At 71.4% G+C, this 14,814-nt stretch carries 11 protein-coding genes; 5 read left to right on the forward strand and 6 right to left on the reverse strand.

What is annotated here, in order from left to right:
- Positions 1 to 57: 57 nt before the first annotated feature.
- The gene (locus tag AAC944_RS18530; protein ID WP_438272831.1) at positions 58 to 1,230 is read right to left on the reverse strand and encodes a cytochrome P450; all 1,173 of its coding nucleotides are present in this window, start codon (positions 1,228 to 1,230) and stop codon (positions 58 to 60) included.
- A gap of 315 nt (positions 1,231 to 1,545) precedes the next feature.
- Between AAC944_RS18530 and AAC944_RS18535 the strand changes: the two genes are divergently transcribed.
- Together AAC944_RS18535 and AAC944_RS18540 are read left to right on the forward strand one after the other, a co-directional pair.
- A complete protein-coding gene (locus AAC944_RS18535) occupies positions 1,546 to 2,559 on the forward strand; it encodes a cation diffusion facilitator family transporter (protein WP_030621525.1) in 1,014 nt (337 codons plus the stop codon).
- A 126-nt stretch (positions 2,560 to 2,685) separates the two neighbouring features.
- On the forward strand, positions 2,686 to 3,663 hold the full coding sequence (locus AAC944_RS18540) for a hypothetical protein (RefSeq protein WP_030621527.1): 978 nt from the start codon (positions 2,686 to 2,688) through the stop codon (positions 3,661 to 3,663).
- Here AAC944_RS18540 and AAC944_RS18545 read toward each other — a convergent pair.
- Positions 3,650 to 4,591, reverse strand: a complete 942-nt coding sequence (locus tag AAC944_RS18545) for an NADP-dependent oxidoreductase (RefSeq protein ID WP_030621530.1) — start codon at positions 4,589 to 4,591, stop codon at positions 3,650 to 3,652. The genes AAC944_RS18540 and AAC944_RS18545 overlap by 14 nt on opposite strands.
- 222 nt (positions 4,592 to 4,813) lie before the next feature.
- Between AAC944_RS18545 and ligD the strand changes: the two genes are divergently transcribed.
- On the forward strand, positions 4,814 to 5,749 hold the full coding sequence (gene ligD, locus AAC944_RS18550; protein ID WP_030621532.1) for a non-homologous end-joining DNA ligase: 936 nt from the start codon (positions 4,814 to 4,816) through the stop codon (positions 5,747 to 5,749).
- 117 nt (positions 5,750 to 5,866) lie between these two features.
- On the opposite strand, the gene AAC944_RS18555 is transcribed toward ligD, so the two are convergent.
- Positions 5,867 to 7,954, reverse strand: coding sequence for a PhoX family protein (locus AAC944_RS18555; protein WP_030621535.1), 2,088 nt, complete (start codon positions 7,952 to 7,954; stop codon positions 5,867 to 5,869).
- Between the two features lie 302 nt (positions 7,955 to 8,256).
- Here AAC944_RS18555 and AAC944_RS18560 point away from each other — a divergent pair, with 302 nt between their 5' ends.
- Positions 8,257 to 9,996, forward strand: coding sequence for a VWA domain-containing protein (locus AAC944_RS18560; protein ID WP_030621537.1), 1,740 nt, complete (start codon positions 8,257 to 8,259; stop codon positions 9,994 to 9,996).
- A 96-nt stretch (positions 9,997 to 10,092) separates the two neighbouring features.
- On the opposite strand, the gene AAC944_RS18565 is transcribed toward AAC944_RS18560, so the two are convergent.
- Entirely contained in the window at positions 10,093 to 10,284 is a 192-nt protein-coding gene (locus AAC944_RS18565) for a DUF397 domain-containing protein (protein ID WP_030621540.1), read from the reverse strand.
- 177 nt (positions 10,285 to 10,461) lie between these two features.
- Between AAC944_RS18565 and metG the strand changes: the two genes are divergently transcribed.
- On the forward strand, positions 10,462 to 12,180 hold the full coding sequence (metG, locus tag AAC944_RS18570) for a methionine--tRNA ligase (RefSeq protein ID WP_030621542.1): 1,719 nt from the start codon (positions 10,462 to 10,464) through the stop codon (positions 12,178 to 12,180).
- 57 nt (positions 12,181 to 12,237) lie between these two features.
- Here metG and AAC944_RS18575 read toward each other — a convergent pair whose 3' ends face one another.
- On the reverse strand, positions 12,238 to 12,792 hold the full coding sequence (locus AAC944_RS18575) for a Uma2 family endonuclease (protein ID WP_078888847.1): 555 nt from the start codon (positions 12,790 to 12,792) through the stop codon (positions 12,238 to 12,240).
- 101 nt (positions 12,793 to 12,893) lie between these two features.
- A complete protein-coding gene (aspS, locus tag AAC944_RS18580) occupies positions 12,894 to 14,657 on the reverse strand; it encodes an aspartate--tRNA ligase (protein ID WP_030621545.1) in 1,764 nt (587 codons plus the stop codon).
- Between the last annotated feature and the right edge of the window lie 157 nt (positions 14,658 to 14,814).

Raw genomic sequence — 14,814 nt, forward strand, 5'->3', positions numbered from 1 at the left:
CCGGGGCCCTGGCCGTACGGGGGCTACCCGTACGGCCCACTCGCCTGCCCGGCCGGCTCAGCCCACCGGCGTGAACCGGACCGGCAGGGCGTCCAGGCCGCGGGTGAAGACACCCTGCTCGCGCGGGGTGAACCCGTCCTCGATCGCCGCGTCCGGCAGCGCGTCCAGCAGCTGCCCGATGCCGGTCTCCACCTCGGCCTTGGCCAGCAGCGCGCCGACGCAGAAGTGCCGGCCGAGCGCGAAGGCCAGGTGGTCGGCGGCGGCCGAGAAGGCCGTCGCCGACTTCAGGTCATCGCGGAAGATGTCGAAGGTGTCCGGGTCCGCGTACCGCCGCTCGTCCCGGCCGGCCGCACCGATCAGGCAGGTCACGGTGGATCCCGCGGGCACCTTGCCGCCGCCGATCTCGACGTCCTCCGCCGGCTGCCGCATGATCATGTGTACCGGGGGCGTGTACCGCAGCGTCTCGGCGAAGGCCCGCTCGATCAGCGACCGGTCGGCGCGCACCGCGGCCAGCTGCTCCGGGTGGCGCAGCAGGTTGTGCATGACGCTCGAGATCGCCTTGTCGGTGGTCTCCCCGCCCGCGGCCAGCAGCAGGCTGCAGAACGCCTTGATGTCCTCGTCGCTCATCGCCGTACCGTCGATCTCCGCGGTGCACAGCGTGGAGAGCAGGTCGTCGCCGGGGTTCGCGCGCCGCTCCCGGATGATCGGCAGCATGTACGCGGCGAACTCCTGCTGTGTCCGCAGCCCGGCCGCGGCCACGTCCGGGTCCTGGCTCAGGTTGCCGAGGAAGCCGATGATCGCGGTGTACCAGCGGTGGAAGCGGTCGAAGTCGGCGCGGTCCAGGCCGAGCATGTCGACGATGACGTTCACCGGGAAGCGGGTCGCGAACTCCGCGACGAGGTCGGCCCGGCCCGTGTCGCGGAAGCCGTCGATGAGTTCGCGCGCGTTGCGCTCGATGACCGGCTGGAAGGTCTCCTGGAGGGGGGTGCCGCGGAAGGCGGGCGCCACCAGCGCCCGGCGTACGGCGTGCTCGCGGCCGCTCATCTGGAGGATGGTCCGGCCGTGCACCGGCTCCAGCTGCCAGTCGTAGTTGTCGGTGGTGAACGCCGGGTCCTTGAAGGCCCGCTCGACGTCCTCGTACCGGGAGACGATGTAGCTCTGGGTGGGCTCGTGGTGGAGCAGCGGGAAGTCGTCGCGCATGACGCGGTACGCGGCGTACGGGTCCGCCATGAACTCCGGCGACAGTATGTCCGGCGCTTCTCGGTTCGCGGCCAAGAACGCTCCCTGGGGGTGTGGGTGGGGTCCTGCGGTCCTCACCAAGATCGTCTCTGCCCCGCGCCCTTTCAAGACCGCCGACGGAAATCCTTTTCATGAGAACCTTCGGCGATTCCTCGCGCGCACCGCCCTGACCTGCGGCGATGCGAGGTTGTCGGGGGAATGACAACGGGTACCGATGCAGCCTTTGGATCTTTCGCCGAAGTGCGGTTTCCTTCGTTCGAGCGCCCTTGCGGCAGCCATGCCGCCCGACCCAGGAGGGAGTGGGCCATGTCGGGGCACGCCCACGCGCACGGAGATCACTCAGGCCACTCGCACTCGGTGGCCGCGGACGCGGACCGCCGCTGGCTGCGCGCCGCACTGATCCTCATCACCTCGTTCATGGCCATCGAGGTCGTGATCGGGTTCATCGCCCGGTCGCTGGCACTGATCTCCGACGCCGCGCACATGCTCACCGACGCCGCCTCGATCGTGCTCGCGCTGATCGCGATGCGGCTGGCGGCCCGCCCCGCGCGCGGCGGCTACACGTACGGCCTCAAGCGCGCCGAGATCCTGTCCGCCCAGGCCAACGGCGTCACACTGCTGGTGCTGTCGGCCTGGCTGGCGTACGAGGCGATCCACCGGCTCATCGAACCGCCCGAGGTCACCGGCGGACTCGTACTCGTCACCGCGCTCGCCGGCGTCGTGGTGAACCTCGTCGCGACCTGGTGCATCTCCAAGGCCAACCGCTCCAGCCTGAACGTCGAGGGCGCCTACCAGCACGTCCTCACCGACCTCTTCGGCTTCATCGCCACGGCGGTGGCCGGTGCGGTCGTGCTGACCACCGGCTTCGCCCGGGCGGACGCCATCGCGTCGTTGTTCGTGGTCGCGCTGATGCTCAAGGCCGGCATCGCGCTGGTCCGCGACTCGGGCCGGATCTTCATGGAAGCCGCGCCCGCCGGCGTGGACCCGGACGCGCTGGGGGACCGGCTGGTCGCCGCCGACCAGGTCGTGGAGGTCCACGACCTGCACGTCTGGGAGATCACCTCCGGTGATCCCGCGCTCTCCGCGCACGTCCTGGTCGAGCCGGGCGGTGACTGCCACAAGGTCCGCCGCACCCTCCAGGAACTGCTCGCGGCCGAGTACGGCATCACGCACGCCACGCTCCAGGTCGACCATCTCGGCGAACACGACGGTGACGAGCTGCTGCGCATAGGGAACCACCAGCACTCCGGGACCGCCGACGCGGCCCACTGCGCCGACACGCACGGGCCCGTGCACCGGCCGGGGCCGCACGACCACTGAGCCTGTGTCGACGCGCCCCGTCCTGCCGTGTCAGCCGCCGGCGGGACGGGGCGCGGCACACTTGCGGGGAAGGGGCGCGTCCACGACACGCCCGGGACTGCCGGTTTCACGTGAAACGGAGGAGACATGGCAGCGAGCGCACCGGCCCGCACCGGCGCTCCGCCCGTACCCGCAACACCGACCCGCCACCGGCCGCGTGCCGTCCTTGCCGTCGTGCTGCTGGTCCTCGGCTGTCTTCTGACCCCGCCGGCCCTCACCGCCGGCTGGGCGCGCGCCGAACTGACCGACACCGCCCGCTACACGGCCACCACCGCACCGCTCTCCCGTGACCCGGCCGTACAGCGGAACATGGTCACCGCGATCACCGACGGCGTGATGCGGCGCGTGGACCTGTCGCCGCTGGTGGACGCCGTACCACCGGACCAACGGCCCGCCGTACGGGAGCGGTTCACCCACGGTGTACGGGAGTTCGTGGCCACCCAGATCCGCGGCGTGGTCACCTCGCGTTCCTTCCCCGCACTGTGGAACCGCGTCAACGGCACCACCCACGGCTCCCTCGTCACCGCCCTCTCGGCCTCCGGCGAACGGGCCGTGGAGCTCGACCTCCAGCCCGTCGTCGACCGCGCCCGGGCCCGCCTCGTCCACACCGTGCCGGCCGGCGCCCGGCTGATCCAGCGGGTCCATGTCTCCGGCACCACGCTCGTGCTGCTGCGGCCCGACGAGGTGGCCGAGGCCCGTGGTCCGTACGCCGCGGTGCGCATGCTCGGCCAGGTGCTGCCCGTCGCGGCCGTCCTGTGTCTGACGGCCGGACTGGCGCTGGCACCACGCCGACGCCGGGCGCTGATCGGTACGGGCCTGGGCTGGGCGGCCGGCGGCGCGCTCGTGCTCGCCGTGTTCGCCGCCGGACGCGGGTACGCCCTGGACGCGCTGCCCGCTGCGGTGACCCGGGCCACCGGCGCCACGGTGTACGACACGCTCACCGAGAGCGCCCGGCTCGGCGGTCGGCTGCTGCTCGCCGCGGGGCTCGTCGCCGCCCTGGCGGCCGTCCTGTCGGGGGTACCGGCGGCACGCCTGCGCGCCCGCCGGGGGCTCAGAGACCGATGACCGTCTTGCCCTGCGCCCGGCCCGTGCGGCTGCGGGCGAGGGCCTCCGGGGCGTCCTCCAGCTGCACCTCACTGGTGATCAGGACGGTGAGCCGGCCCGCGTCGAGATGGTCGGCGAGGATCGACAGCAGCTGCGGCGAGGGGCGGTTGAGGAAGTTGAAGCCGCGCAGGTTGTGCTCGATGAGCATGTCCGTGTCGGCCGCGCCGACGGTGGACACGACCGTGCCCCCGTCCCGTACGGCACCGGTCAGGTCCGCGAACGCCGCCGGCCCGCTGACCAGGTCGATCAGGACGTCCACGCCGTCCGGGTACCCGGTACGCACCTGGTCGGCCACCGGGCCCTGGGTGTGGTCCACCGTGGCCGCCGCGCCGAACTGCCCCATCAGCTCCGCGCTGCCCGCCCGCGCCGTGGCAATGACCTCGGCACCGCGCTGCGCCGCGAGCTGGGTGACGAAGGTGCCGACGCCGCCGGTCGCGCCCACGACCAGGACCCGCTTGCCCTCCGAGACCCGGGTCTCCTCGACGAGGTTGTAGGCGGTCGTCCCGGCCGTCGGCACCGCCGCCGACGTCGCGTACGTGACGTTCCGCGGCGCGGGCGCGACGGCGTCCTCCGCGGCGACGGCGTAGTCCGCGTACGAACCGCCGCCCCTGCCCACCAGCTGGAACTGCCCGAAGACCTGGTCACCGACCGTGCAGCGGCGCACGTCGGGGCCGACCGCGACCACCTCGCCGGCGCCGTCGGCCCCCAGCACCAGTGGGAAGGAGTGCGGCACGGTGTCCTTGAGCATGCCGTCGGCGATCTTCCAGTCCACCGGGTTCAGGCCCGCGACCGCCATCGCGACCAGCACCTCGCCGGGTCCCGGCTCGGGCTGCGGCAGGTCCATCAGCTCGGGCTCGGCCCCGAAGGCACTGACTGCTACGGCTCTCATCGTGGCGTTCCTTCCACCTCTCCGTACCCGGCACCTGTCCGGCCCCTGCACCCGGCACCTGTCCGGCCCCTGCCGTCAAGGATCGTAAGCACGCGGGTACCGCCCGGCGCGGCAGGCGAAGGGCCGTGCCCCGGAAGCAACTCGTACGGCCGTCCCCGGTGGCCGGCCCGGCACCGCGGCACCGGGTTTGGCAGCCGGCCGGTGCGGTTACCCCTCCCCCTTATGAAGGGCGACAAGAAGGACGAAGAGACCGTACGGGCGGGCCGGCGTACCGTCGCGATCACCCGCCCTGACAAAGTCCTCTTCCCGGACGACGGCATCACGAAGCTGGACGTGGCCGAGCACTACCGCGCCGTCGCCCAGCGCGCGCTGCCGCACCTGCGCGGCCGCCCGCTGATGATGGAGCGTCATCCGGACGGCATCGGCGGCCGGCCCCTGATGCAGAAGAACGCGCCGGACCACTTCCCCGACTGGATCCGCACCTCCGTGCAGGAGAAGGCCGGCGGCAAGGTCACGCACGTCGTCTGCGACGACGCCGCCACCCTCGTCTACCTGGCCGGGCAGGCCTCCCTCACCCAGCACCGCTGGCTCTCACGGGAGGACGCCCCCCACGACCCCGATCTCCTGATCTTCGACCTCGACCCCTCGGAGGGCGCCGGCTTCGAGGACGTGCGCTGGGCGGCCGCCCGGGTCTGCGAGCTGTGGGACGAGGTCGGACTGCCCACCCGACTGATGACCACCGGATCGCGCGGACTGCACGTCATCGCGCCGCTGGACGCCAAGTCCGACTACGACGCGGTACGCGACTTCGCGCACCGCGCCGCCGAACTGCTCGCCGGCCGCCACCCGGACCGGCTCACCACCGAGCAGCGCAAGGCCGACCGCCCCACGAAGGGCGGCCGGGGCCGGATCTACCTCGACGTGCAGCGCAACGCCTACGCCCAGACCGCGGTCGCGCCCTACAGCGTGCGCGCCAAGCCGGGCGCGCCGGTGGCCATGCCCCTCACCCGGGACGAACTCGACGACCCCGGCCTGACCGCCCGGCGCTGGACGCTGCGTACCACCCCCGAACGCCTGGAGGCGGCCGATCCATGGTCCGGGGACGGCTGGCGCGCCCGGTCGGTGAGCGCGGCGGCGAAACGACTGCCGGCGGAGTGAGGCGCGGGCTCGGCCGGCGCCGGGCCGGGCGTACGCCGCAGCCGGGCGTACGCCGCAGCCGGGCGTACGCCACGGACGCGCACGCCGCGGACGCGCACGCCCGGCCCGCTGTCCGCCTCAGACGCCGATGTCGCCGCCGTCCTTGCGCCAGACGCTGACCACCGACGGGCGGACCAGCTCGCCCGGACCGTCCGGCCAGTGCGACGCCGGCTGCTCCACGCTCGCGCCGTCCACCTCACCCGGGTGCTGCACCGCGACCAGCACCCGGCGCTCCTGCACGATCGGGCCGCAGGTCTCGGCACCGGTCGGCACGGTCAGGAACTGCCGCACCTGGCCCCTCCGGGAGCCGGTGGTCGCCACGCCGAAGAGGCCGTCGTGGCTGCCCAGCTCGTTGCCGTCGGTGGAGATCCACAGGTTGCCGTGCACATCGAAGGTGATGTTGTCGGGGCAGGAGATCGGGCTGACCTGATCCTTGGGGAAGCCGCCGAAGTACGTCGCCGGGTCCTCGGGGTCGCCGCAGACCAGGAAGAGGTTCCACGTGAAACGTCCGGCCGCCGGGTCGTTACGGCGCTCGGTCAGCTCCAGGATCTGGCCGTGCTTGTTGCCGTTGCGCGGGTTCGGCTCGTCGGCCGCCGCCTTGCCGTCCTTGCCCCGGTCGCTGTTGTTGGTCAGCGCGACGTAGACCTTGCCGGTGCGGGGGCTGGGCTCGACGTCCTCGGGGCGGTCCATCTTCGTGGCACCCACCTTGTCGGCGGCCATCCGGGTGAAGACGTAGACCTCCTCCGCGGTCATGCCGGGCACGTGCGAGGTGGTGCCGGTGGCCAGCGGGATCCACTCGCCGTGGCCGTCGAACTCGCCGTCCTCCGGCAGCTTCCCCGAGCCGTCGATCTCGTCCGCCGGGCTGTCGCCGGTGAACTTCGCGACGTACAGCGTGCCCTCGTCCAGCAGCGTGCGGTTGTGCTCACGGGCCGCCGCGCTGTTGCCGCGCTTCATCCGCTTGGCGGAGACGAACTTGTAGAAGTAGTCGAACTTCTCGTCGTCACCCATGTAGAGGACGGGCCGGCCGTCCGCGGTCAGCCGCGGCTCGGCGGCCTCGTGCTTGAAGCGGCCGAGCGCGGTGAGCTTGCGCGGGGTGGAGTCGGGGTCGAAGGGGTCGATCTCCACGACCCAGCCGAAGCGGTTGCTCTCGTTCGGCTCCTTCGCGACGTCGAAGCGCCGGTCGAACCGTTCCCACTTGCGCTCGCTGGCCCCGCCCTTGATGCCGTACCGCTTCAGCCGTGCGGCGGTCTTCGCGTCGGTGACCTTGTCGCCGTTGGCGAAGTACTGGTTGAAGTTCTCCTCGCCGGACAGCACCGTGCCCCATGGAGTGATGCCGCCACCGCAGTTGTTGAGCGTGCCGAGGACGCGGGTGCCCTCGGGGTCGGCGGAGGTCTTCAGCAGGTCGCTGCCGGCCGCCGGACCGGTCACCTCGAACGGCGTGGTGCCGGTGATCCGGCGGTTGAGGTGGTGGCGGCGCACCGCGGTGAGCCGGCCGCTGCGCCGCTCCTCCTGCGTCACGAGCACCGTCAGGCCGTGCGCCTGCAGCCCGATCTCCGCCTGCTCGCGGGTGGGGTTCTCCGCGTCGTAGCCGGCGAACATCAGGGCCTCGTCGGTGTACTCGTGATTGATCACGAAGAGCTGCCGGTCCCGCTCACCCGGAAGGTCCAGCACGGCCATGTAGTCGCAGTTGTAACCGAACTGACCGGCCTGCGCCTTGGCGGACTGCCGGTCCGCGTCGAACGCCGGGGCGCCGCGCAGCACCGGGTCGCCCCAGCGGATGACGATGTTGTGCTCATGGCCGGCGGGCACGGTCACCGCGTCGGCGGTGTTGGGCTCGACGGGCGTGAACCGCAGGCCGCGGGCGGGACGGCGCGCGTGCCGGGTGGCACCGGCCGCCGTACCGGACCCGGCACCGGCCCCCGCGGCAGCGGCGGGCGTGGCACCCGGGCCGGTCAGCGCCGCGCCGGTCGCCGCGGCGGCCGTGACGACGGCGCTCGCGCGCAGCACGGACCGGCGGGAGAGCGCGCCCGCGATCACGTCGCCCACATAGGCGTTGTCGCTGGTGTTGGGCGTCTCGTGGAAGCAGGCGTCACCACAGCGGTAACGGCAGGTCATGGCCGAACGGCCGCCGGGGTGCGAGCCGATCAGTGGCAGCAGCTTGCGCACGGTGTTCCTTCCCTGGGCCGGTCGGTATCCCGATCGGTATGCCTGTCGGCCGATGTGACGATTGGTCGTGCGAACAGCGGCGACGGTATGGGCACAGGCCCGACGCGCGGCGACAAGAAGATGAACCGACGGTGAATCCGGGTGACTCCGGCTCGTACCGCAGCACGACGCGCGGGGTCCCACGATGCGGTAGGGGCAGGCCGCTACCCTTTGGTGTCCGTCCAGGTCAGGAACGCGCCTCGCTTTTCGGACATTCGCCGCACCCACACATGCACGACACCACACGCACGAGAGGTACGCCGATGGGCATTCGGAGTCTGCTGCGCAACGCTTTCGGTCGCTCCAAGGCGGCCCGTAAGGAACCGAATGCCGCCGCGGCGACGGAGGCCACCGACGCGGCGGCCATCCCGGAGGCCCGCGAGGAGTCGGCACCCCCGGCGCAGGCCGCCCCGGCCGCCGAGAAGCCGGCCGCCGAGAAGGAGGTACCGGCGGCCCGTACGGAGCAGGAGCCGGCCCGTACGGAGGTATATGCGGAGACCGCCCCCGCCGCGGGTGCCGCGCTGCTCACGGGTTCGGCCCGGTCCGCCGCCGGCACGTCCGCCGAGGCCTCCGCCTCCGAGGTGTCCGACCTGGTACGCGAGGCCTTCGACCGCCCGTCGGCCCCGAAGCCGGAGCGTCTGACGGAGCGGGACACGGAGCAGCCCGCGGAGACCGCAGCCGCCGCTGAAACCGCTGAAGCCGCTGAAACCGCGGAGAAGCCTGCGGGAGCGGCCGGTGCCGCTGCCGAGCCCGGCGACGCCGAGGCCGTGGCGGATGCGGCACCGGCCGAGGTGACGCCCGCGGCCGGGACGAAGGCCGAGCCCGAGGCTGAGCACGAGCCCGGGAGCAAGGACGAGCCCGAGGCCGCGCCGGAGACCAGGGCCGAGCCTGCGACCGCCGTCGAGCCCGAGGTCGGGCCCGCTGCCGAGCCCGAGGTCGAGGCCAAGGTCGAGGCCAAGGACGAGAAGCCTGCCGAGCCGGCCACGGCCCCCGAGCCGGTCGCCGCCGAGGCCGGGCCCGAGGCGGAACCCAAGGCCGAGGCCGGGCCCGAGGCGGAACCCAAGGCCGAGGCCGAGGAGCCCGCAGCCGCCCCGCAGGACGAGCCCGCTAACCCCGCCCTCACCATCCCCGCCGCCCGCACCGAGGCCCCCATCGAGCCGGCTCCCGCGGAGGCGGCTCCCGCGGAGGCGGCTCCCGCGGAGGCGGCCCCGGCCGAGCCGGCCCCTGAGGCCCCGGCGGTCCCCGCCTCCGTCCCCACGGCAGCGGACAGCGGGGCCACGGCCGCGATCTCCCTCAGCAAGGTCGAGGAGGTCGCGCCCGGGCTGGTCAGCCTCTACAAGGACGCCGGTGCGGCGCTGGCGAAGCAGGGGCTGGGCACGCAGCGTGCCGCCGTCTACCTCGTACTCGACCGCTCCGGGTCGATGCGCAACTACTACAAGGACGGCACCGTCCAGCACCTCGCCGAGCAGGCCCTCGGCCTCTCCGCGAACCTGGACGACGACGGCACCGTGCCCGTCGTCTTCTTCTCCACCGACGTCGACGGCACCGCCGACATCGACCTGACTTCGTACGAGGGCCGGATCGAGGAGCTGCACGCCGGGCTCGGCCACATGGGCCGGACCAACTACCACTGGGCGATCAACGCGGTCATCGACCACTACAAGAAGTCGAAGACCACGGCCCCGGCGTTCGTGATCTTCCAGACCGACGGCGCCCCCACGTCGAAGCCCGCCGCCGAGAAGGCACTGTGCGAGGCGGCCGGGCTGCCGATCTTCTGGCAGTTCGTCGGCTTCGGCGACCCCGAGGCCAAGGGCTTCGACTTCCTGCGCAAGCTGGACGACCTGGCCGTACCGGAGAAGCGCAAGGTCGACAACGCCGGCTTCTTCCACGCCGGACGTGACCCGCGCGCGCTGGCCGACGCCGACCTCTACGCGCAGCTGATGATCGAGTTCCCGGACTGGCTCACCGAGGCCCGCGCCGCGGGCGTCCTCAAGGACAGCTGACCGGCATCGGCGGTACCGGCGAAGTCGACACGGCTGAGACGACACGGCTGACACGGCCCGGGGGCCACGCACCGCCCGGCCCGCCGCGGTCGCCGCTCAGTCCGCCGTCGTGTGCGCGATGAAGAGTGCCCACGCCGCCGCGGAGAACGTCAGCCGCGGCGCGTCCTCATCCGGCCCCTGCCGCGAGTCCCGCACCTGTACCCGTCCCGCCGCGCTCGCCACTTCGACGCAGGTCGCGTCCGTGTCGCAGCTGTAGCTCGACGAGACCCATCTCAGTCGCTCTCCCATGGCCCGCCCCTCCCCCTGGTCCCTTCTCCTCACAGCATCCCCGGTCGCCCGCGCACCATGCGCGGGACCACGGGCGCCACGAAAAGGGGGCGCGGTGGCACCCGTCCGGGCGAGTACGATATTGGCGTTCCGTAGTGCAAAAAATCACTCACCGTAGCGACTTGGGAGCAGCCGGCAATGGCTCGACACCTCATCACCAGCGCCCTTCCGTACATCAACGGGATCAAGCACCTGGGCAACATGGTGGGGTCCATGCTCCCGGCCGATGTGTACTCCCGGTACCTGCGCCAGCGAGGGCACGACGTGCTCTACATCTGCGCGACCGACGAGCACGGCACCCCTGCCGAGCTGGCAGCGAAGGACGCGGGCCAGTCCGTGGACGCGTTCTGCGCCGAGCAGCACGACGCGCAGAAGGCGATCTACGAGGGCTTCGGGCTGGCCTTCGACCACTTCGGCCGCAGCTCCTCGGAGCAGAACGTCGAGCTGACCCAGCACTTCGCGCGCAAGCTGCACGAGAACGGCTTCATCGAGGAGCGGGCGATCCGCCAGGTCTATTCGAAGGCCGACGAGCGCTTCCTGCCCGACCGCTACATCGTCGGCACGTGCCCGCACTGCGGGTACGACAAGGCCCGCGGTGACCAGTGCGAGAACTGCACCCGCGTGCTGGACCCGACCGACCTGATCGACGCCCGCTCGGCGATCAGCGGCAGCAGCGACCTGGAGGTGCGCGAGACCAAGCACCTCTTCCTGCTGCAGTCCAAGCTCCAGGGCGAGGTCGAAAAGTTCATCGACGAGACCGGTGAGGAGTGGCCGACGCTGGCCTCCTCCATCGCCCGCAAGTGGCTGACCGAGGGCCTGCACGACCGCGCGATCACCCGCGACCTGGACTGGGGCGTGCCGGTGCCGGCCGACGTCTGGCCGGACCTCGCCGCCGAGGGCAAGGTCTTCTACGTCTGGTTCGACGCCCCGATCGAGTACATCGGCTCGACGAAGGAGTGGGCGGACGCGGCCCCGGACGGCGAGACCCGGGACTGGAAGTCGTGGTGGTACGAGGCCGACGACGTCCGGTACACGGAGTTCATGGCCAAGGACAACGTGCCGTTCCACAGCGTGATGTTCCCGGCCACGCAGCTGGGCACCCGCGAGCCGTGGAAGAAGGTCGACTTCCTCAAGGCCTTCAACTGGCTGAACTACTACGGCGGCAAGTTCTCCACCTCGCAGCGGCGCGGCATCTTCACCGACGCGGCGCTGGAGCTGCTGCCCGCCGACTACTGGCGCTACTTCCTGATGGCGAACGCGCCGGAGTCCGACGACACCTCCTTCACCTGGGAGCTCTTCTCCTCCTCGGTCAACAAGGACCTGGCCGACACCCTCGGCAACTTCGTCAACCGCGTGCTGTCCTTCTCGCGGAAGCGCTTCGGTGACGAGGTCCCGGCGGGCGCCGAGGCCGGCGAGGCCGAGGCGAGGCTGGGCGAGCAGATCGCCGAGCTGCTGGCCGAGTACGAGGGCCACATGGAGGCCCTCCAGTTCCGCAAGGCGGCCGCCTCGCTGCGCGCCCTGTGGAGCGCGGGCAACTCCTACCTGGAGGAGAAGGCCCCCTGGCTGGAGATCAAGACCGACAAGGACGCGGCCGCGCTGACCCTCCGTACGGCGATGAACCTCATCCACCTGTACTCGGTGGTCTCCGAGCCGTTCATCCCGTCCGCGGCCAAGGCCATGCGCGGCGCGTTCGCGCTCGCCGACGACACGGCGCTCTGGGTCACGGCGGACGAGGCGAAGGCGCTCTCCTCCGTCCCGGCCGGCACGTCCTTCACGGTCCCCCCGGTCCTCTTCGCCAAGATCACCGAAGACGACCTGACCTCCTACCGCGAGCGTTTCGGCGGCGAGGAGGAGTAGCCCCACGGCATGACGGAGGGCCCGGAACCGACACGGTTCCGGGCCCTCCGCGTATCGCTACGCCGACGTCCCGCCGTACGGGTGCCAGCCCGCCGTCCGCACCGTGAACCCCATGGGCTCCGGCATGGCGATCTCCTGTCCGAAGATTCCCTTCGCGGTCTCGACGTAGTGACGGCCGTCGAGCTGGAGCAGATGCCAGGTCGCGTCGTTCGGGTCGACGATCAGATAGACGGGGATGCCCGCCTCGGCGTACCGCTCGCGCTTGTCCTCCCAGTCGCGCTTGATGGCCGTGCGGGTCGTGGAGACCGTCTCGACGACGGCGAGGACGATCTGCGGTGACCAGTCGGGTTCCGCGCTGTCGAAGGCCGGGCGGTCCTCGGCGCGGATGATGACGGCATCGGCACGGGGCCGGTAATCGTCAGCCACCAGAACGCCGCGCCCGCTCCACGCCTCGAAAGGTTCTGGTGTGTGCCGGACGAGACTGCGGCCCGGCAGGTCGTGGAGGAGTCCCGGGTCGGGTTGCATGACCAGCTCGCCGTCGAGCAGCTCGACGCGCAGCCCGTCGGGGACGTCCAGCTCGTGCCACATCCGGATGAGCGCAGCACGGTCCACGCGACGTCCTGCCGATGCAGCGCCTGACGCTCAGGGTAATGCTCGGCAATGCGCGAAGGGCCCGGAACCGATCGGTTCCGGGCCCTTCGCGTGCGTGCCGGTTACTTCACCTGCGGCTTGCGGATGCTCAGGTGGAGCTCCTTCAGGCGGGACTCCTCGACCTCGCTCGGGGCGCCCATGAGGAGGTCCTGGGCGTTGCCGTTGAGCGGGAAGGCGATGGTCTCGCGGATGTTCGGCTCGTCCGCGAGGAGCATCACGATGCGGTCGACGCCCGGGGCGATGCCACCGTGCGGCGGGGCGCCGAACTTGAACGCGCGGAGCATGCCGCCGAACTCCGCCTCGACGGTCTCCTTGGAGTAACCGGCGATCTCGAAGGCCTTGTACATGACCTCGGGCTCGTGGTTACGGATCGCGCCGGAGGACAGCTCGACGCCGTTGCAGACGATGTCGTACTGCCAGGCCAGGATGTCCAGCGGATCCTTGGTCTCCAGCGCTTCCAGGCCGCCCTGCGGCATGGAGAACGGGTTGTGCGAGAACTCGATCTTGCCGGTGTCCTCGTCCTTCTCGAACATCGGGAAGTCGACGATCCAGCAGAAGCGGAAGACGCCCTCCTCGAAGTGGCCGGCGCGCTTCGCGGCCTCGACGCGGACCGCGCCCATGATCTTGGAGACCTCGTCGAACTCGCCCGCGCCGAAGAAGACGGCGTGGCCGGGGGCCAGGTCCAGCTTGTTGACCAGGGCCTTCACGTCGTCCTCGGTGAGGAACTTGGCGATCGGGCCGGTCAGGGCGTTCTCCTCGCCGACGCGGATCCAGGCCAGGCCCTTGGCGCCCTGCTCGACGGCGTAGTCGCCGAGGCCGTCGAAGAACTTGCGCGGCTGGTCGGCGGTGTCCGGCACGGCCAGCGCGCGGACGTGCTTGCCGGCGAACGCCTTGAAGCCCGAGCCCTCGAAGACGTCGGAGACGTCCACCAGCTCCAGCTTGGCGCGCAGGTCCGGCTTGTCGTTGCCGTACTTGAGCATCGACTCGCGGAACGGGATGCGCGGGAACGGCGAGGTGACCTCGCGGCCGCCGCCGAACTCGGTGAAGAGCTCGGTCATGAGCTTCTCGACGGGCCGGAAGACGTCCTCCTGCTCGACGAAGCTCATCTCGATGTCGAGCTGGTAGAACTCGCCGGGCGAGCGGTCAGCGCGGGCGTCCTCGTCGCGGAAGCACGGCGCGATCTGGAAGTACCGGTCGAAGCCCGCGATCATCAGCAGCTGCTTGAACTGCTGCGGGGCCTGCGGCAGGGCGTAGAACTTGCCGGCGTGCAGGCGCGAGGGGACCAGGAAGTCGCGCGCGCCCTCGGGGGAGGTGGCGGACAGGATCGGCGTCGCCATCTCGTTGAAGCCGAGCGTCACCATCTTCTGGCGGATGGCGGAGATGACGGCCGTGCGCAGCATGATGTTGCGGTGCATGCGCTCGCGGCGGAGGTCGAGGAAGCGGTACTCCAGGCGCTTCTCCTCGTTGACCCCGTCCTCGGCGTTGATCGTGAAGGGGATCTGCTCGGCGGCGCCCAGCACCTCCACGTCGGAGACCTCGACCTCGACCTCGCCGGTCGGCAGGTCGGGGTTGACGTTGTCCGCGCCGCGGGCGCTGACCTTGCCGTCGACGCGGACGACGGACTCCTTGGTCAGGGAGCCGAGCTTCTCGTTGGCGGGGGTGCCGGGGCGGGCGACGAGCTGCGTGATGCCGTGGTGGTCGCGCAGATCGATGAAGAGGATGCCGCCCAGGTCACGTCGATTGTGCAGCCAGCCGCTGAGGCGGACGTCCGTGTCGACGTCCGCGGCCCGGAGCTCGCCGCAGTTATGGGACCGGTACCGATGCATCGCTCATCCAAGTCGTCGCGAGTCGAGGTGGGGCAACGGGGCGGGAGGCCGGATCGGCTCCCGGGCGAAACCCGATGATCACCCCAGGATTGGCATAACCGCTCCAGGTTACCGCTCCACCCCGCCGCCCCGGGTTGCCATATCCACGACAAAAGCT

This window comes from Streptomyces sclerotialus (assembly GCF_040907265.1).
Classification (GTDB): Bacteria; Actinomycetota; Actinomycetes; order Streptomycetales; family Streptomycetaceae; genus Streptomyces; species Streptomyces sclerotialus.